The 19677-nt window shown below is 59.9% G+C and carries 16 protein-coding genes; 4 read left to right on the top strand and 12 right to left on the bottom strand.

The window, feature by feature from the left end; all coding sequences use genetic code 11:
* Nucleotides 1–537: 537 nt before the first annotated feature.
* The 6 genes from DXZ77_RS03935 to hflX all read right to left on the bottom strand — a co-directional run bounded on the left by DXZ77_RS03935 (nt 538) and on the right by hflX (nt 9970).
* Nucleotides 538–1449, bottom strand: a complete 912-nt coding sequence (locus DXZ77_RS03935; protein ID WP_115030118.1) for a DegV family protein — start codon at nt 1447–1449, stop codon at nt 538–540.
* Entirely contained in the window at nt 1446–4352 is a 2907-nt protein-coding gene (gene leuS / locus DXZ77_RS03930; protein WP_115032518.1) for a leucine--tRNA ligase, read from the bottom strand. Before leuS ends, DXZ77_RS03935 begins: the two co-directional genes overlap by 4 nt.
* A 205-nt stretch (nt 4353–4557) precedes the next feature.
* Nucleotides 4558–4818 (bottom strand): 30S ribosomal protein S20, encoded by a 261-nt coding sequence (rpsT, locus tag DXZ77_RS03925; protein ID WP_028327693.1) that lies wholly within the window; start codon nt 4816–4818, stop codon nt 4558–4560.
* A 210-nt stretch (nt 4819–5028) separates the two neighbouring features.
* Nucleotides 5029–6102, bottom strand: a complete 1074-nt coding sequence (gene holA, locus DXZ77_RS03920) for a DNA polymerase III subunit delta (protein WP_115030116.1) — start codon at nt 6100–6102, stop codon at nt 5029–5031.
* Nucleotides 6099–8333: an ATP-dependent DNA helicase gene (locus tag DXZ77_RS03915; RefSeq protein ID WP_258553306.1), complete on the bottom strand. Its 2235-nt coding sequence runs from the start codon at nt 8331–8333 to the stop codon at nt 6099–6101. The genes holA and DXZ77_RS03915 overlap by 4 nt, the downstream gene beginning before the upstream one ends.
* Before the next feature lie 107 nt (nt 8334–8440).
* Nucleotides 8441–9970, bottom strand: coding sequence for a GTPase HflX (gene hflX / locus DXZ77_RS03910; RefSeq protein ID WP_115030114.1), 1530 nt, complete (start codon nt 9968–9970; stop codon nt 8441–8443).
* 162 nt (nt 9971–10132) lie between these two features.
* Between hflX and DXZ77_RS03905 the strand changes: the two genes are divergently transcribed.
* On the top strand, nt 10133–10771 hold the full coding sequence (locus tag DXZ77_RS03905) for a class I SAM-dependent methyltransferase (protein ID WP_115032514.1): 639 nt from the start codon (nt 10133–10135) through the stop codon (nt 10769–10771).
* A gap of 35 nt (nt 10772–10806) precedes the next feature.
* Here the strand turns inward: DXZ77_RS03905 and dapF are convergent, their stop codons facing one another.
* The 6 genes from dapF to DXZ77_RS03875 all read right to left on the bottom strand — a co-directional run bounded on the left by dapF (nt 10807) and on the right by DXZ77_RS03875 (nt 16651).
* On the bottom strand, nt 10807–11685 hold the full coding sequence (gene dapF, locus DXZ77_RS03900) for a diaminopimelate epimerase (protein ID WP_258553113.1): 879 nt from the start codon (nt 11683–11685) through the stop codon (nt 10807–10809).
* 55 nt (nt 11686–11740) lie between these two features.
* Nucleotides 11741–12679 (bottom strand): tRNA (adenosine(37)-N6)-dimethylallyltransferase MiaA, encoded by a 939-nt coding sequence (miaA, locus tag DXZ77_RS03895; RefSeq protein ID WP_258553112.1) that lies wholly within the window; start codon nt 12677–12679, stop codon nt 11741–11743.
* Between the two features lie 94 nt (nt 12680–12773).
* A complete protein-coding gene (miaB, locus tag DXZ77_RS03890; protein WP_115030108.1) occupies nt 12774–14303 on the bottom strand; it encodes a tRNA (N6-isopentenyl adenosine(37)-C2)-methylthiotransferase MiaB in 1530 nt (509 codons plus the stop codon).
* Nucleotides 14304–14463: 160 nt separating this feature from the next.
* The gene (locus tag DXZ77_RS03885) at nt 14464–15051 is read right to left on the bottom strand and encodes a regulatory protein RecX (RefSeq protein ID WP_115030106.1); all 588 of its coding nucleotides are present in this window, start codon (nt 15049–15051) and stop codon (nt 14464–14466) included.
* Nucleotides 15051–16151, bottom strand: a complete 1101-nt coding sequence (gene recA / locus DXZ77_RS03880) for a recombinase RecA (RefSeq protein WP_115030104.1) — start codon at nt 16149–16151, stop codon at nt 15051–15053. The genes DXZ77_RS03885 and recA overlap by 1 nt, the downstream gene beginning before the upstream one ends.
* A 263-nt stretch (nt 16152–16414) precedes the next feature.
* The gene (locus DXZ77_RS03875; RefSeq protein ID WP_115030102.1) at nt 16415–16651 is read right to left on the bottom strand and encodes a DUF3046 domain-containing protein; all 237 of its coding nucleotides are present in this window, start codon (nt 16649–16651) and stop codon (nt 16415–16417) included.
* A 192-nt stretch (nt 16652–16843) separates the two neighbouring features.
* Here DXZ77_RS03875 and DXZ77_RS03865 point away from each other — a divergent pair, with 192 nt between their 5' ends.
* The 3 genes from DXZ77_RS03865 to DXZ77_RS03855 are packed head-to-tail and all read left to right on the top strand — an operon-like array spanning nt 16844 to nt 19570.
* On the top strand, nt 16844–18214 hold the full coding sequence (locus DXZ77_RS03865) for an MBL fold metallo-hydrolase (protein WP_115030098.1): 1371 nt from the start codon (nt 16844–16846) through the stop codon (nt 18212–18214).
* Nucleotide 18215: 1 nt separating this feature from the next.
* On the top strand, nt 18216–18977 hold the full coding sequence (locus DXZ77_RS03860) for a sulfite exporter TauE/SafE family protein (protein WP_115030096.1): 762 nt from the start codon (nt 18216–18218) through the stop codon (nt 18975–18977).
* Between the two features lie 11 nt (nt 18978–18988).
* On the top strand, nt 18989–19570 hold the full coding sequence (locus DXZ77_RS03855; RefSeq protein ID WP_115030094.1) for a rhodanese-like domain-containing protein: 582 nt from the start codon (nt 18989–18991) through the stop codon (nt 19568–19570).
* The last annotated feature ends 107 nt before the right edge of the window (nt 19571–19677 follow it).

The raw sequence follows: 19677 nt of genomic DNA, 5'->3' as shown, positions 1-19677 counted from the left end.
GCAGCTGGGGAGGCGAGCAGAGCGCGCACATTTGGTCGAGGAGTTTTGTTGACCTGTGGCGCGTATGGTTGTACGTCACCCATCCCTGGTGTTGGGTGTGTGCGCTCGTTGTAGCTGCGAGTGCTCTCTGATTCTGCTTTCGCGACGAGTTGCTGCCACCGCTGCTCGACGTCGCTGCAGCACCGGAAGCTTTCTCTGCTAGATCCCAGTCGTCGATTTGTGAATTCCACTGCTCATGTCCTGGTGCCCACTCCAGCTCCAATTCCTCATCAACATCGGAGACGAACCCGGCACTAGAGTCGGGGGCATAGCGGGGCTCGCAAGCAGCGACAACATGGTGAGCAGGAGGGCGAGAAGGGCGGATCGGCCACGGCGCATTGACTCCACGCCGGCGACTGGCCGCGTGGGCAGCTTGTGTGGTGGGCAGCGGATCAGCAGGAGGCATGCGGTGAAGCTATGCCGAACCAGAACACTCAGATGCAGACAGCACCTGCTGATGTGGAGAACAAACCCCCTCTCAACAGGTTGTGGACGCTCCTAGGTGGGCTCTGCGGGCGTTCCTGTGACAAATACCCCAACCGCCCCAGGTCCAACATGCACCGCCAACACCTCATCCACAGGCGCTACCGACACCGAAGTCACAGGGATGTTCTGCGTTATCAACGCTTGCGTGAGTTTTTCTGCCAACAGGTCGGCACGCTCGGTGGCATCAACATGCTGCACCGTCACCGTGACCGGGTCTAGAAGCTGCCTGGCGCGCGAAACCGCTAACTCAACCAGGCGCGAAACAGCACGTCCAGTAGTTCTGAGTTTCTCCACGGGCTCGATGTGTCCGTCTGCGAGCTGGAGAATCGGTTTCACTGACAACGCTGTCCCAAGGAACGCCGCAGCAGCACCAATCCGCCCGCCCTTACGCAGATTCTCCAAAGAATGCACATAGAAAAATGTGGACGTCGTATCGGCGACCGCGCGAACAATACCGCGAGCAACCTCACCAGCCTCCTGCGGCGATAGCCCAGCGACAATCGGCGCTGTACGACGTACCGCGTTCCCCAACCCGGCACCAGCCATTGCGCTATCAATGACGTGCACAGGCACCGATGCCGACCGCGCGGCCAACAACGCTGCGTCACGCGTGCCAGATAGCTGGGCCGACAAATGCACCGAAACGATGCCCTGCACACCACGAGAAGCCAAATTCTCGTAGCAAGTGAGGAACTCTCCCGGTGAAGGACGTGAAGTCCCGGTGGTTTTAGCTGCAGCCACAACCACCGGGAAAGATCCTTCACTGTCTGCGGTGATCTCACGCCCGTTTTCCAAGACGTGCAGTCCGACCACTGCGACACCCAACTGCCTCTGCTCAGCAGCAGACAGCCCAGCAGTGGAATCTGTCACCACAGCAATGCTGCGGCCGCCGGCCACTGGGCTGTCAGTGCTGCGAACTGTCACTGAGCGACGATGTTGACCAGGTTCGGGGCACGCACAATGACCTTGCGGACTATTTTTCCCTCAATCAGTTCAGCGATGCGAGGCTCGGCGAATGCTGCTTTCTCCAGGTCAGCTTCACAGATCGAGGGGTCGACCTCGATGCGTGCACGGACCTTACCCAGCACCTGAATCACCGCAGTCACCGAGGCCGCAGCCAGGAGTGCCTCGTCAGCTTCAGGGAACTGCGCGTGCACCACTGAATCACTGTGCCCCAGGCGATGCCACAACTCTTCAGCGATGTGCGGAGCCACTGGCGCCAACATCACTACAAGCGTTTCAGCAGCCTCACGCGGAGTATGTGACAGCTTGGTGAGAACGTTGTTGAACTCGATCAACTTGGCGATCGCTGTGTTGAACCGCAAACCGGCGTAGTCTGCGCGCACACCTTGCACTGCACGCGCCATCGCCCGTGCTATGTCCTCATCCATCGCCTCATCGACAACAACGACCTCGCCGGTTTCTTCATCGATGACATTGCGCCACACTCGCTGCAAGAAACGCTGCGAACCAACGACCGCGCGGGTCTCCCACGGTTTGGAGGCCTCCAGCGGGCCCATGCTCATCTCGTACACCCGGAATGTGTCGGCCCCGTACTGGTCGTACATCTCGTCAGGGCTGACAACGTTCTTCAACGACTTGCCCATCTTGCCGTACTCACGCACGACTTCCTGCCCGTTCCACAGGTAGGCGGTGGTGCCGTCCTGCTGCACGGACTCGGTGATCTCGGCGGCAGGGACGATCTGGCCGCGCTGGTCACGGAACGCATACGCCTGGATATAGCCCTGGTTGTACAGCCGGCGGAACGGCTCAGCACTGCTGGTGTGCCCCAGATCGAACAGCACTTTGTGCCAGAACCGGGCATACAGCAGGTGCAGCACGGCATGCTCCACACCACCGACGTACAGGTCCACACCACCAACATCCGGTAGACCTGCCGGTGCGCCCTCCACAGGAGTGGCGCGGGGGCCCATCCAGTACCGCTCGACCTGCGGGTCAACAAAACGTTCTGTGTTGGCTGGGTCGAGGTAACGCATCTCGTACCAGCATGAGCCAGCCCATTGGGGCATCACGTTGAGCTCACGGCGGTACATCTTCGGGCCATCACCAAGATCGAGCTGTACATTCGCCCATTCCTGGGCGCGAGCCAGCGGCGGCACCGGCTGACTAGTTTCATCTTCGGGATCGAGCTTCTGTGGCGAGTAGTCGTCTACCTCAGGCAGCTGCACTGGAAGCATCGACTCCGGTACTGCAACCGGCTGGTCGAACTCGTCGTACACGATGGGGAACGGTTCACCCCAGTACCGCTGGCGGCTGAAGAGCCAGTCACGCAGCTTGTAGGTGGTGGTCCCTTCACCGATGCCCTGTGCCTCCAGGTGAGTGATCATCGCGGCTTTAGCCTGCGGCACCGACATGCCGTTGAGATCGATGCCCTCCCCGGTGCTGTTGATCTTCACTCCATCACCGGTGTAGGGCTGATCTTCAGGGTGCCCTGCGGGTGGTTCGATGGTGCGGATCACGTCGATGTCAAAGGCAGAAGCGAATGCGAAATCACGCTCATCTTCGGCAGGGACGGCCATGATGGCTCCCGTGCCGTAGCCCATCAGAACGTAGTCGGCGATGAAAACAGGAAGAGCGCGCCCATCAACCGGGTTGATCGCGAACGCCCCAGTGAAGACCCCCGTTTTTTCTTTGCCTTCGGCCTGACGCTCCATCTCGGTTTTGCTCGCCGCCGCAGCGATATAGGCAGAAACTCCCTCAGAAGGAGTGGCCGCTCCAGCTTTCCACGCCTGCTTAGTGTCTTCAGGCCACGTGGCGGGCACAATCTTCTCGACGAGCGGGTGCTCCGGAGCAAGCACCATGAATGTGGCACCAAACAACGTGTCTGGGCGGGTAGTGAACACCTCGACCTGTTCGGTGGACCCTTCTGTTGCAGGGACGTCAAAGCGCACCGTCGCTCCAGTAGAGCGACCAATCCAGTTACGCTGCATCAACTTGACCGGCTCTGGCCAGTCAACCCGGTCCAGATCTTCCAAAAGGCGATCGGCGTATGTGGTGATGCGCATCATCCACTGCCGCATGTTGCGCTTAAACACCGGGTAATTGCCGATATCGGAACGGCCTTCAGCGGTGACTTCCTCATTCGCCAAAACAGTTCCCAACCCAGGACACCAGTTCACCGGCGCAGAAGAGACATACGCCAACCGGTACTGGTCAAGAATTTCCCGCTGCTCGTTCCGCGCTAACTCACCCCACGGGCGGCCATCTGGCGTGGGGCGAGTTCCGTCCGCGAACTCTGCCTCCAGCTCCGAGATCGGGCGGGCTTTACCTTTGCCGTTGCTGGTATTGGGGGCCTGTGGATCAAACCAGGCGTTGAACAGCTGCAAGAAAATCCACTGCGTCCAGCGGTAGAACTCAACGTCGGTGGTGGCCACAGAACGACGCGTGTCATGACCCAACCCCAAGCGACGCAGCTGGCGACGCATGTTCGCGATGTTGTTCTCGGTGGTGACGCGCGGGTGTTGCCCAGTCTGGATCGCGTACTGCTCAGCTGGCAAACCAAACGCGTCATACCCCAGGGTGTGCAGAACGTTCTTACCTGTCATGCGCTGGAAACGTGCGAAAGCATCCGTGGCGATATAGCCCAGCGGGTGCCCGACATGCAGCCCCGCCCCAGAGGGGTAAGGGAACATGTCCAGAACGTAAAGAGGCTCACGCTTGGCGGCCTGCGAATCAGCCCACGGGCCGGCTGGGTTCGCGGCGGCATATGCGCCTTCGGCCTCCCACACATCTTGCCAATGGCGCTCGATGCGATCGGCTACCTCGGCCGTGTATCGGTAGCCGGCTCCGGAAGCTGATTCACTCATCGACATCGTCCTTCGTCTCGTCATACACCACGTCACGGGCCACGACTGGACACGCCGGGCCGTCGCCAATCTACCGCAGGGCAGCAGAACCTCTCCAAAGGAACCAGTCCCACCAGCAACCTGAGAAATACGAAGCGAGGGCCGCCTGGAAACTCCGACGACCCCCGCCTCACCGATCACCGGTCTCCCGGCGTCACGGACTGGATCAGAGAGCGTTGAAACGCGTCGCCATAGCCGACTTCTTGTTAGCGGCCTGGTTCTTGTGAATGACGCCCTTGCTTACGGCCACGTCCAGCTTGCGGGACGCGTCGCGCAGCGCCACCGCTGCCTCGTCCTTGTTGCCAGCCTCGACCGCAACACGGAACTTACGGATGAAAGTACGCAGCTCAGACTTGTAAGCCTTGTTGCGTTCGGTCCGCTTGTTGTTGGTCTTAACGCGCTTGATCTGCTGCTTAATGTTTGCCACGAATCTGACTTTCTGGTCGAAGGACTACTCCACACACACGCATGAAGCAGGCCCCCCTCGCATCCGAACCGCAACTGAAGTCGTCGTGGTCGGCCCGGCCAAGGAAGGGCTAATTTCGCGTGACTTGCGCACGACCTGGGCGCGCACGCGAATATCCAGCTTAACAGGCGCGCCAAACACGACCGAAGCAGCCCTGCACCTCACCCCCCGCTATCGACCCCGGCCTCGACCTGTGTGCGCATGCCGAGCCCGAGCCACCTGCAACACACACCGCTCCACCGCGAACTGCGGATCCCGGCCCCCACCTTTGACCGCGAAATCAGCAGCCGCGATTGCCTCCACCGCAACAGCAAGCCCATCCTCACTCCACCCTCGCGCAGTGCGACGAGCCCGATCAACCTGCCAGGGCGCCATTCCCAACGCCCCAGCAACCTGCCCCGCCGGCCCAGAGGGCACCCCTGTGACCTTAATGAGCTGGCGAACCTGTACCGCCAACGCGGCCACAATCGGCACAGGATCAGTCCCCACAGCCAACGCATGCCGCACCAACGCCAACGCTTCAGCGGTATTCCCCGCCAAAGCAGCATCGGCGACTTTGAACCCATTCGCTTCGACACGGCCGCCGTAGTACGTCTCGACCGTTCCGGTGTTGATCGTCCCTGTGGTGTCTGCGATGAGCTGACTACACGCAGAAGCTAACTCATCGACACTTTTACCTACTGCTTCGACAAGAGTCTTCACAGCATCAGGAGCGATACGGCGCCCAGCGCGACGGAACTCACTGCTGACAAACTCAGACTTGTCCCGGTCGCTCTTAATGGCTGGAGCAGCCAGAACCCGCGCACCAGCTTTTTTCATCATGTCGAGGACTTTTTTGCCACGATTACCACTGCGATGCCAGACGGTAAGAGTCACCGTCTCCTCAGGCGCACTGAGGTAGCGAACAAGGTCCTCAATCAAAGCGTCATTAGCGGCCTCCAAGCCACGCACAAAAATGCCTGTACTGCCCCCAAAAAGAGACGGACTAGCAGCCATGGCGATGGAGCCAGTCTCATACCCTTCGGCGTCAAAACGGACAATATCGACCTGCGGGTCAGTAGCCCGCAGCGCGATAGCAGTGGCATCCAAAGCGCGCTGAGCCAAGACACGTTCTGGCCCAGTCACGAGAACCAAAGGCGGCACTCCCCCGGAGGGAGTGTCTGCGATGGTGGCGTCATCATCAAAGCCCCCGAATCCAGAGCTCGGTTCCGGGGCGCGGCGACGTCCAGCCCGTTGTGCAGTCATGACAGTTTCAGTGCTTTCATCCGGGCAATGATCGACTCAGGTGGCATTTCAAGATGTTCAGCAAGCTCAGAGATATCAAGCCCCAGATCGAGACCATCGCGGAGTTCTTCATCAAGAGTGGCATCCCACTTATGCCCCGCAGCCACTGCCGGACTCAAGCGCACGGCGCCAGTGTGCTCTACGCGCGGCGGTGGATGCTCGGTTTCTCCAGGTTCCATCGGTGGAGCACTGGCAGCGGGCGTAGGTTTCATCACCGCGCGCTCCCCGCGCGCCGCGACCGGCAGCACTGGCGCAGCCGCAGCATCAAGACGCTGAAGAGCCCCCAACACAACATCACGGTCAGTAGTGGGCCACATATCAGGCAACGAAGCCTGCAAAAACCCAGCATAACGGGCTTTCTTCATTCGCGGATCGAGAAAAGCAACAACTCCACGGTCATCAGCACGGCGAATCAAACGCCCAGCTCCCTGCGCAAGTTTGAGAGCCGCAGCAGTAGCCGAAACCGCCATAAACCCATTACCCCCCATAGAGCCAATGGCGCGAGTGCGCGCCTCAGTAAGAGGGTCATCCGGGCGGGGAAACGGGATCCGGTCAATAATGACCAGCTGACACGCCGAGCCAGGCACATCAACGCCCTGCCACAACGAAAGCGTCCCAAACAGGCAAGTACTGGCATCCGAAGCGAACTGCCTCACCAACGTCGATAGTTGATCATCTCCCTGGCACAGAATGTCCAGGTCATCGCCGAAGCGTTCCCGCATCTGCTCCGCAGCAGTCTTAGCTGCACGCATCGAACTGAACAACCCCAGTGCCCTGCCACCAGCGGCACGAATGAGCGCTTCGATCTCGTCGAAAACCTCCGTCGCGGCACCGTCACGTCCAGGCGTAGGTAGCCAGTCAGCCACGTACGCGATCCCTTGCCGCGCATAGTCGAACGGGCTACCCACATCCACGCAACGCCACGCTGGGGCCCCCTGCCCCCGCAACCCCATCTGCCCAGCTACAGGATCGAAAGATCCCCCCAATTCCAGGGTGGCTGAGGTCAACACAACCGTCCGTTCGGTGAACATGGCTTCCCGCAGCTGCATCGCCACACTCATCGGAGCGATACGTAACACCGCTCCCCTACGGTCGTCTTTAGTCACCCAGAGCACATCGAGTTCTCTGTTTTCCAGAGCCCGTTCAGTGAAAGCGTGAATCTCTTCAACTGCGGCACGAGCGACTTTCTTTGCTCCTTCGACAGATTCACCGCCTTCGCCCTTCAATGACCCCAACAGTAGACGCGCAGCCTCATGCACACGCCCCAGAGCCTGAACCAGCATTTCCGGAGCAGTCTGCACCCTGCCCTCAGGAACTGCTTCCAAAGCGACAGCCAACCCATCACCAGCCAAAGCGAACTCATTGGTATCAGCATGCGAGGCAGCTTTACGTGCAGCACTACCAACCGATTTAGAGCCCAGCTCATCAGTGACCGTCGCTGTCACCCGATCAACAAGCTCATGGGCCTCATCGACCACAAGAAGATCATGCTCAGGCAGCAGACGCCGCCCCTCAAAAGCATCAATGGAAGCAAACGAATGGTTCGTAACCACGATGTCAACATCAGCAGCCGCTGCCCGCGCCTGCTCAACAAAACACTCCTCACGCATCGGGCACCGTGACCCCAGGCACTCCCGCGCCGACACCGACACCTGACGCCAAGCGCGCTCAGAAACCCCCGGAACCAGATCATCACGGTCACCAGATTCAGTTTCCTGAGCCCACTGCCGTAGCCGCAAAACCTCTTGCCCCAGGCGCCCGACCTGCTCATCTACCTGGCCGACACCGAACAAAGCATCGTCATCGTCCTCAGGCATACCACCGGAAATTTTGTGCACACATATGTAGTTACGACGCCCCTTGACCAGCCCGTACGTCAACGGCTGAGGCAAATACCCACGCAGCGATTCAGCCAATCGTGGAAGATCGCGGTCAACGATCTGTCCCTGCAACGCCAGTGTTGCCGTAGCCACCACAACCGGGGTTCCCGTCGCCTGCGCATGTGCTGCAGCTGGCACCAAATACGCCAACGACTTACCCGTACCGGTGCCAGCCTGAACCAGCAAATGCTCACCAGAATCGACAGCGGCGCTAATCGCCTCAGCCATCGACACCTGGCCGGCACGCGGGGAACCACCAATTCCAGCAACAGCGGCCTCAAGCAGGGTTTTCACAGAAGGCGACGACACAATCCACCACCCTAATGCCCCTCACCCACCCCTCTGGACTGCTTGTCCACTGCTAAGGAAGCAGTTTCCAAAACGCCCAGAGGGTTGAGGAAGAACGTGGCGAAGAAAACTCACGACTCCACAAAGAACGGTGCGAACTCACTAGCTTTTTCGTGCCGCACAAAACCTTCAATCAACGTGCCCTCAGGGGTGTGCTCCTCACTACGGATATCGCCCTGCCCATGCAACAGCGACACCAAATCGCCACGCTGATAAGGAATCAGAACACGCAGGTGAACATCCGGGACCGGCAGATGATCAGCGACGAGCTGACGCAACTGTTCTATCCCCTCACCCGTGCGTGCTGAAACGAACACCGCGTCAGCCTCAGAGCGACGCAAAAGATCCAGTGTCTCTTCCTCAGCTAGATCGGTTTTGTTCACCACCACTACTTCACGAAGCTCATCAGGACGCACCTCGGCAAGCACTTCACGTACTGCCTTAATCTGCCCAATTGGATCCGGGTGCGAACCATCAACCACATGCAAGAGCAAATCAGCATCCCCGGCCTCCTCCAACGTGGACCGGAAAGCCTCCACCAGCTGGTGCGGCAACGAACGCACAAAACCGACCGTGTCCGCGATGGTGTACTCACGGCCATCAGGGGTGTTCGTACGACGAACCGTGGTGTCCAATGTGGCGAACAAAGCGTTCTCCACCATCACCCCAGCTCCGGTGAGTCGGTTCAACAAGCTGGATTTACCGGCGTTGGTGTACCCGACAATGACCACACTGGGAACGCTGTGAGCAGCGCGCCCCGAACGCTTCGTGACCCGAATTTTCTTCATATCACGGATCTCGCGACGCAGCTTGGCCATCCGTGTATTGATACGACGACGATCAAGCTCGATCTTTGTCTCACCAGGGCCACGCGACCCCATACCCGCACCACCAGAAACCTGCCCACCAGCCTGCCGAGACATCGACTCACCCCAGCCACGCAGACGCGGCAGCAAATACTCCAGCTGCGCCAGCTCAACCTGAGCCTTACCCTCTTTAGACTTAGCGTGCTGAGCGAAAATGTCGAGGATCAACGCGGTGCGGTCAATGACCTTCACCTTCACCACATCTTCCAAGGCACGCCGCTGACTGGGGGCAAGCTCACAGTCAGCAATAACTGTGTCAGCGCCCTCAGCGGCGACGACCTCGGCCAGCTCAGCGGCTTTGCCCGACCCTAAATAGGTAGCCGGATCTGGTTTAGCGCGGCGCTGCAGCACCCCCGCCAACACCCGCGAACCAGCAGTCTCAGCCAACGCCGCCAATTCGCGCAGAGAGTTCTCGGCATCCTCAACCGAGCCAGAATTCCACACCCCTACCAGCACTACGTTCTCCAAACGTAGCTGGCGATATTCAACTTCGGTGACGTCTTCCAGCTCAGTCGAGAGGCCGTCAACACGGCGCATCGCCGCGCGTTCCTCACGCTCGAACTGATCACCATCCCAGGTGGCATGGGCGTCGGTGTCGCTGGTGTTAGACAAGGCAGCAGCTCGACGCGCGAAAACATCTTCATACTCGGCAGAGTCACGGAGTCCACCGAATGCCGCACCGTGACCGGTCTGTTCGATGTCGGAGGCGTGAGTTGCGTGATCGTTGTTCGTCATATCCCTCTCATGGTCGCATGATCATCCGGTTCGAAACAGGAATGCTCAAGAACCGGTATCCGCAACAACGCAACAGCCAACCTTCCTGTTCCCCATACTCCATGAGTGCCCAAGCCCTTGGCAGACAATCCAACCATCACGCACCGGCGGTAACCTATGCCCATGCCGAGCCCGACCAGCCACTACTTCGACTCCGACCCCACAGGCCCCGCCCACACTCGCACCCTGCGCGTCAACCTCGCTGGCCGCGACATCGAAATCACCTCGGCTGACGGTGTGTTCTCTGGTGATCGGCTCGACCCAGGAACATCCGTCCTCCTGCGCGGAGTACCCCACCCCCCCACAGGCGGGACCTTCCTCGATATCGGATGTGGCTGGGGTCCCATCGCCTGCACCCTCGGGATGCTCTCCCCCGAAGCTGACGTCATCGCCGTTGACGTCAACCGACGATCCCGAGAACTCACCGCAACAAATGCAGCCGCGTTGGGCTGCACACGCGTACAGGCCCTCGCCCCCGAAGAAGTCCCTGAAGAAGCACGCTTCGACCTCATCTGGTCCAACCCGCCAATCCGGATCGGCAAACCGGCGTTACACGCCCTGCTCTTAACCTGGCTTCCCCGGCTCTCCCCCGGCGCAGACGCCTACCTCGTGGTTAGTAAAAACCTCGGCGCCGACTCACTACAGACCTGGCTCACAGCAACCCTTCCCGATGCTTTCACGGTGCGCCGGGCAGCCACAGCAAAAGGTTTCCGGATTCTTCACGTGCACCGCGACAGTGAAACTGACACTGCCTACAGCTAACTGAACCAGCTACAGGCAGTCAGCTGCAGGCTGCCTCACAGCCGCGTCACACCATCAGCGACCAAGTCAGCAGGGCCAGAAAGAGTCACCTGACGGTCCGTACCCACAGTGACGTGAAGGCTTCCCCCGGGCACATCAACCCGCCACTGGTTAGCCCCATCCTCACCAATGCACAGCATCGCCGCCACCGCCGCAGCTGCAGCACCCGTGCCACACGAACGCGTTTCACCCACACCGCGCTCAAATACCCGCATCTGCAGATGTCCTGGGCCAATAACCTGCACGAGCTCCACATTGGTTCCATGCTCAGGCAGCGGGTTGACCACCGGGGCTGCGCTCAAATCCACGGCAGGCAGATCAACCTCACCAGGAAGCATCACCACCGTGTGTGGATTTCCCATATCGACGCTCACGCCCGCTAACCCCTCAAACCCGGGCACCGATACCCGCGCATCAAAGCCGTGGGCCTTGAACTCGCTCTCCATAGTCAGGGTGTACTGCCCCAGACCCGTCGAATACACCGCACCTTGAACACCAATGTGTTTAATTCCCGCGCGGGTAGCGATCGTGTAACTGTCCTCAGTCACCAACCGCTCCCGCCGCAAATAGGCAGCGAAAACCCGTGTCCCATTCCCGCACATTTCTGCAGGGGTGCCATCAGCGTTGCGGTAATCCATGAACCATTCAGCATCACCAGCGAGCGCCTCGATTTCAGGTTCGCCACATAAGGCGGTGGGGACAACCCGGATTACGCCGTCGCCGCCTATGCCTGCGCGACGGTCCGCGAGTCGACGGACCTGATCAGGGGCTAGGCCGCGCGTGCCATCGAGGTCAGGGATGAGCACGAAGTCGTTCTGGGTGCCGTGGCCTTTGGTGAAGGAGTATGCGACAGGGGCGGGGGTTGTTACGTTCACGTGATTCATTCTCCCGCGGTGTGCTGAGTGGATTATGTGTTTGTTTGGGTGTTTATCACAGCGCAGGACTGCTGAGACCGTGCTGCTGGAGTGTGCTCAGGGCGGCGTGCAGGACGCTGCTGGGATCGTGGGCATCAATCCACGTGATGCGTGGATCAGGGGTGAACCAGCTGATTTGCCTGCGTGCCAGGCGTCGAGTGGCGATGGTGGTGGCCTCGATGGCTTCTTCTTCGCTTATGGTTCCATTGAGCTGTGCCAGGGCTTCGCGGTACCCCACAGCGCGAGAAGCTGTCCTGGTCTGGGACAGTCCACGCTGTTCCAGCGCTGCGACTTCCTCAAGCAGCCCAGCGCGCCACATACCCCGCACCCGGGTTTCGATACGGGTGTCAAGTAAGTCTCGATCTAGATGTAGGCCCAGCATCGCGGTGGGGCGGACGAATTCACGGCGCGGCATGGTTGCTGAGAACGGGCGGCCAGTAAGCTCGATGACTTCTAAAGCGCGAACGATACGGCGAGTGTTGCGCGGTTCGATAGCTGCAGCAGCCTGCGGGTCTAGTTCGGTGAGCTTTTGGTATAGGGCAGGAGTGCCTTCTGTTGCGGCGTGTGCCTCCCACCGTGCACGGACGCGGGGGTCGGTTGGTGGGATTTCTAGCACATCGATAGCTGCGCGTACGTACAGCCCGGATCCTCCTACCAAGACAGGGAGGTTTCCGCGGGCGATGATTCCATCAATATCGGTGCGTACGTGCCGCTGGTAGGCGGCCACGCTCGCATCGTCGGTGATGTCGAGAACGTCGATCTGGTGGTGGGGGATATTTCCCCGCTCGGCAATGCTTGGCTTAGCAGTGCCGATATCCATGCCCGTGTACAGCGCGAACGCGTCAGCGTTAACGATTTCTCCGCCCAACTGCTCGGCCAGGCGCACCGCTAGCGCGGTTTTTCCTATCGCTGTTGGGCCCACAACTGCAACCACTTCTGGCACTTGTTCGGTCACGAACCCACCCGCCGTCTTCGTTTCCAGTGATGAAAAGTTTCTGCTTTCCCGGGCATCACGATGCCTCTGCATGCGGGTGATGCCCGGGAGCGCCTCAGCAGCTTCCGCAGGCTCCGGTCGATGCGGTTTGTGGCCGCGCACCTATAGTCGGTAGCCCCAAGCTGACCGTTGGTTTGTGCGGAACCGGGTTACCTTCTAGACGTTCCCACGCGTCACCACCGATGGTGCGGCGCACTGAGAAAACCCGCTCGTCTGGGTTCTGGGCCACTGCCGAGTCAGCGACCAAGTGGTGCGGGGCCCCATAGGTGACTGCCACATTGACAAGATCTCCTGGTCGGGGACGTTCAGATTCAGGTAGCTCTTCAGGCAATGAGAAGTGCACGAGGCGGTTATCGCGTGCCCGGCCAGACATCCGCGCAGTCTCTACATCTTTACGACCCTCAAACGGAGCGACAAGCACCTCAACCGTCTGGCCTTCAAGGGCACGGTTCTGTTCCCAGCTGATCTCGTCCTGCAACGCGACCAACCGGTTGAAGCGCTCCTGGACAACCTCTTTAGGGATCTGGTTATCCATCGTCGCTGCCGGGGTGCCAGGGCGGATCGAGTACTGGAACGTGAATGCACTGGAGAACCGCGAGGCCCGAACGACTTCAAGGGTGTCTTCGAAATCCTGGTCCGTTTCGCCTGGGAATCCCACAATGATGTCCGTGGTAATCGCGGCGTGTGGGATCTGCTCCCGAACTCGCTCAATGATGCCGAGGAATTTCTCGCTACGGTACGAGCGGCGCATCGCGCGCAGCACCGAATCCGAACCAGACTGCAACGGCATGTGCAGGCTGGGCATCACGTTCGGTGTCTCCGCCATAGCAGAGATGACGTCATCAGTGAACGCCGCCGGGTGCGGGCTGGTAAAACGCACACGCTCCAGACCGTCGATGTCACCGCAGGCGCGCAGCAACTTAGCGAACGCGCCACGGTCCCCGAACTCCACCCCATAGGTGTTCACGTTCTGCCCAAGCAGTGTCACTTCAAGGACGCCCTCGGCCACGAGTGCTTTGACCTCAGCGAGGATGTCGCCCGGTCGGCGGTCCTGTTCTTTACCGCGCAGCGCCGGAACGATGCAGTACGTGCAGGTGTTGTTACAGCCCACCGAAATCGACACCCACCCGGCGTAAGCCGAGTCACGCCTTGTCGGCAACGTCGAGGGGAACGTTTCCAAAGACTCGAGGATCTCCACCTCGGCCTTCTTGTTGTGACGTGCCCGCTCCAACAGCACCGGCAATGAACCGATGTTGTGTGTACCGAAAACGACATCGACCCACGGCGCCTTGGCGACGATGAGGTCTTTATCTTTCTGCGCCATGCATCCACCAACAGCGATCTGCATGTCGGGGTTTTTCGTCTTGGCTGGACGCAACTGCCCCAAGTTGCCGTAGAGCTTGTTGTCCGCGTTCTCACGCACCGCGCACGTGTTGAACACGACAATGTCTGGCTCTTCCGAACGTTCAGTCGGTGGAACCGATTCGTAATCCACGTACCCCGCGGCTTCCAAGAGCCCCGCGAGCCGCTCGGAATCATGCACATTCATCTGGCACCCGTGAGTGCGCACCTGATAAGTCGTCATCACAAACTATTCTCCAACCTCACCCCTGCTCCCACGAAACCGACACCGATCCCGCGACGCGACAAGCGCAGGCCACCTCAGGTGAGGTGGCCTGCGCCCTACCGGACGATCACAGCTCCAGCGGCTACCCGCCAAGCTGCTCAATTTAACCAGCTGTAGGTCAGTCCCGAGCATGCTCAGGCAAAGCATCCAGAGCCTCAGCGACTACCGGAAATGCAATATTCGACGAATACCCTCGTCTGCCAAGTAAGCCCAGCAAACGACGTTTCTTCGTTTCAATGTTCAGGCCACTCATCGCCCGCAGCTTTTTAGCAACAACTGCACGAGCAGCCTCTTTGTCGCGCTCCACGTCAAGATGGTCAACAGCATCCTCAACGACCGTGGCCTCCACGCCCCGTTTCGTCAGCTCCATCTCCAGCGACCGTTTCGACAGCCCCTTGGACTCCCGCAAACTGCGCACCAACATCTGTGCGTAAGCTGCATCATCAACCAGGCCAACATCTTCCAAACGATCCAGGACCTCATCAGCTGTGTCCCGTGGAATGTCTTTGGCCACGATCGCCTCAGCAAGCTGTGCCCGCGACCGTGGCGCTGCAGCTAACTTACGCAGCGCAATCCGTTTAGCCTCCGCATACTCAGCGGACACTGACAAGGCACCCGACCCAGCAGACTGTGAAGACCTACTCGCCTGCACTACAGCCTGCGCCATCGCCTCACGAGCGCGCGCCAACCGCGCATCATCACTCATCAGAACGCCACAGGCGCTTCATCGCCCCCCGCGCCACCTTCTACGGCTTCCGCAGGCGCCTCAGCACCCGGAATGATGCCCAGTTTCTCCTTGATGCGCCGCTCAACCTCTTGTGCCAACTCTGGGTTGTCTTTGAGGAAGTTACGGACGTTCTCCTTGCCTTGACCGAGCTGGTCACCCTCGTAGGTGTACCACGCCCCGGCTTTACGGATAATCCCGTGCTCCACACCCATGTCGATGAGGCTGCCCTCACGCGAAATGCCCTGTCCGTACAGAATGTCGAACTCGGCCTGCTTGAACGGCGGAGACACCTTGTTCTTCACCACTTTGGCGCGCGTACGGTTACCCACCGGCTCGCTACCGTCCTTCAACGTCTCAATACGGCGAATATCCAGACGCACCGAGGCATAGAACTTCAACGCCTTACCACCCGTGGTGGTCTCCGGATTGCCGAACATCACGCCGATCTTCTCGCGAAGCTGGTTAATGAAAATCGCCGTCGTGCCCGTGCTGTTCAACGCACCCGTGATCTTACGAAGCGCCTGGCTCATCAACCGCGCCTGCAACCCCACATGCGAATCACCCATCTCGCCTTCGATCTCAGCGCGCGGAACCAAAGCCGCTACTGAGTCAACGACGATGATGTCGATCGCCCCCGATCGGATCAACATATCGGTGATCTCAAGAGCCTGCTCGCCAGTGTCCGGCTGACTAACCAACAGCGCATCAGTATCCACACCCAAAGCCCGGGCATACTCCGGATCCAAAGCGTGCTCAGCATCGATGAACGCCGCGATCCCCCCGGCTTTCTGCGCACTCGCCACCGCATGCAACGCCACAGTCGTCTTACCCGAAGACTCCGGGCCATAGATCTCAATCACCCGACCACGAGGAAGGCCACCCACACCCAACGCCACATCCAACGCAATCGACCCCGTCGGAATAACACCCAACGCCGGACGCACCTGATCACCCAAACGCATCACAGCACCCTTGCCGTAAGCCTTTTCAATCTGGGCCATCACTGTGTCCAGAGAAGCAGCCTTGGGATCCAACGAAGAAGAACGAGACCCCGACGAGGCCTTGGAAGAACGTGCCATGACACACCTTGCTTTCTGCGAATACTCGAAACGGCCGTCTACCTGCGACCTCAAGCGCGACCACCAGGCCAACAACTCGGGTCAGACGTTAAAAGGAACCACCGACAAGGTCCCGCCACCGCAACGGCAACTGTGGACCACACCCCCTAACCAACCAGGTTGTGGAGCAGTCGGACCCGCCGGTCGAGTACCGGCAGAAAGTCCCATCACCCACAAGCTACCGAACAAATGTTCGATAAGCCACCTCAACACACGCCATCCACTCAGTACTTATCGCGATTTTCCTGCAATGGGACCACTTGCCCCAGTCGCCGCTCCGGCGGTACTCCCATCTGCTCCACCAGCGCCTCCCATACTCGCCGCGGCTCAACACCGGACTCCAGTAGCTCATCAGGAGTGCCCCCACCTAATGCCGTCACGCTCTGATGTGACGCCAGAACCTGTGCACGCGCAGTCCCGAACTCCTCATCCATCAACCGCCAAAACTCACTAAGACGCATACCTCAAGTCAACCACCCCGCACCATCCCCTCAGGCAGCACTCCCTCCTTGCTGCAAATCATGCGTAGCAAAGACAGCAACCAGACAAGCGGTCGATCGAACACGTTGAACATACTCGACCCCTTGAATATACCCCCGGGGGTATATTCAACTGGGTTTGCCACCACCCGACACACTCCTGGGAGGACCCCCATGCTCTTCACCCAGCACTACCTCGACTGCCTCTCACAAGCCTCATACGTCATCGGTGACGAAACAACAAAGAAAGCCCTCATCATCGACCCCCGACGCGACACCGACGACTACCTCAACGAAGCCACCGAAAACGGCATGAACATCATCGGAGTCATCAACACCCACTTCCGCGCCGACTTCGTCTCCGGACACCTCGAACTGGCAGAAAAAACCGGAGCCTGGATCGGATACGGCGAAAAAGCCACCCCCGACTTCACCTACCGACCACTCACACACGGCGAGCGCATCAGCCTCGGAGAAGTCACCCACGAAATCCTGGCCACCCCCGGCCACACTCCCGAATCAATCAGCGTCCTCGTCTACGAACACACAGACGACAACGTGCCCTACGGCGTACTCACCGGCGACGCCCTCTTCATCGGTGACGTCGGACGACCAGACCTCCTAGCATCCAGCGGCACCACCGCCGAAGAACTCGGTCGCAACCTCTACCACTCCATCCAGCACACGCTGATGTCCCTACCCGATGAAGTCCGCGTCTTCCCCGGGCACGGCGCCGGATCAGCCTGCGGCAAAAACCTCTCCACCGAAAAACAATCAACAATCGGTGAACAACGCCGCACCAACTACGCCTGCACCCCCATGAGCGAACAAGAATTCGTCGATATCGTCACCGCAGGCCAACCAGCCCCTCCCGCCTACTTCGCCTACGACGCCACACTCAACAAAAAACACCGACCCACCCTGAGCAACACAACCACACCAGCCCTGAACAACACCGAACTCGCACACGCCCTCAACAACGGCGCCATCATCCTCGACACACGCACAACCGAAGAATTCACCACAGCGCATCTACGCGGATCCATCAACGTTCCCTTCGACGGGCGAACCGCCGAAACTGTCGGCATGCTCCTCAAACCCGAACAACGCATCATCCTCATCACCCCCGAAGGACTCGAACAAGAAACAACCATGCGCCTTGGCCGCATCGGATACGACCACGTCCTCGGATACTTCCCCCACCTCGACAGCCACCTCAGCGAACACCCCGAGGAAGCCGAACAGGCCACCCGTCTCGAAGTTCACGAACTCGACAACGCTGCGCCACACACACAGCTACTCGACGTACGTGGCCCCGGCGAAGCAGCAGAAGGCGCCATTCCCGACACCATCAACATCCCCCTGCCGCAGCTAACCCAACGACTCAACGAACTAGACAAAAACCGCCCAGTGATCGTCTCCTGCGCCGGAGGGTGGCGATCCAACGTCGCCGCGAGCTACCTACGCCACCAAGGATTCACCCACGTCGCAGACCTCATCGGCGGCTACAACGCCTGGGCCGACGCACACTCAACGGCGCACTGACATGGACTGGTGGATCCCCCCAATAGCCCTAGCCGTCGGTGTCCTCATGGGCACCCTCGGCGGAGGCGGGGCCATCCTCACGGTCCCTATCCTCACCACCCTGATAGGGCAAACACCGCGCGCAGCAACCACCGGCTCACTCATCATCGTGGGTCTGTCCGCTCTCATCGGCGTCATCCCGCACCTGAAAACCGGGCGAGCCAAAATTGCCGACGGTCTCACCTTCGGTGTCTTGGGATCAGCAGGCGCGTTTATCGGCTCCCACCTATCAGCCACGGTGCGCGGCCCGGTGCTCATGGTCGCTTTTTGTGCACTCCTGCTTCTTGTCGCAGCAGCGATGATCCGCAAACAGATCCGCACCACCATCACTGGCACAACACGCCGCGGCTGGATCGCCCGCATCGGCGCAGCAACCGGCGTTGGCCTACTCACTGGGTTCTTCGGCGTCGGAGGAGGATTCGTCATCGTCCCCGCCCTGACCCTCATCATGGGCCTAGAAATGCCCGCCGCCGTAGCCACATCCCTGCTCGTCATCGCGATCAACTCATCTACATCACTAGCATCCCGCGCCACCCAAGAACTCCCCCTGGACTGGGCCACCCTTCTTCCATTCGCTGCACTCACAGCCTTCGGAACTCTCCTAGGAGGACGATTAACCACCCGTATCAATCAACGCGCCCTCAACCTCGCATTCATCGCCCTACTCATCCTCCTAGCCCTGGGCTTAGCTGCACAAAACCTGCCCGAACTCATCAACCAGTAAGGAAACCCTCCATGACCCGCTCCGAACACATCACCGCCGCACAGGCACACGCCTGGATCCACAGCCCCGACGCCCCCACCCTCCTCGACGTCCGCACACCAGCCGAATTCGCCAGCACCCACATCGCCAGATCCATCAACGCACCAATCGACCTCATCGAAAAAGACGCCGCCCGCATCGGCGCAGCCATCCCCAACGACGTCCTCCTCATCTGCCGCACCGACAACCGCGCCCACGCCGCAGCCAAAGCCCTAGCCCCCACCATGGGCGGGAAAATCCACGTCCTCGTCGGTGGCATGACCCAATGGGAAAAAGAACACCGACCCGTAGAAAACGGAAAAGGCGGCCCCTGGGCCATGGACCGCCAAGTCCGCACCGTCGCAGGCGCACTCGCCCTAAGCAGCATCGCCGCAAGCACCATCGCCCCCAAAGCCAAATGGCTCGCCGGAGGCATCGGCGCAGGGTTGCTCTACGCAGGCTTATCCGACACCTGCGCCATGGCAAAACTCCTAGACAAAATGCCCTGGAACCAGGTCAACAACACCCCCACCACCGAAACCATCATCACCACCCTGACCCAAAAGAAAAACTAACCCCTGCCACAAAACCCACAACACAACACCAAGCCCGTGGCCAGCGACCTGGCCACGGGCTTAACAACCAAAAACCACCCCACCAAAACCCGCCAGCGCCGCTCACC

The organism is Dermatophilus congolensis, assembly GCF_900447215.1.
Lineage (GTDB): Bacteria > Actinomycetota > Actinomycetes > Actinomycetales > Dermatophilaceae > Dermatophilus > Dermatophilus congolensis_A.
This window is presented reverse-complemented; position numbering and strand designations above follow the sequence as displayed.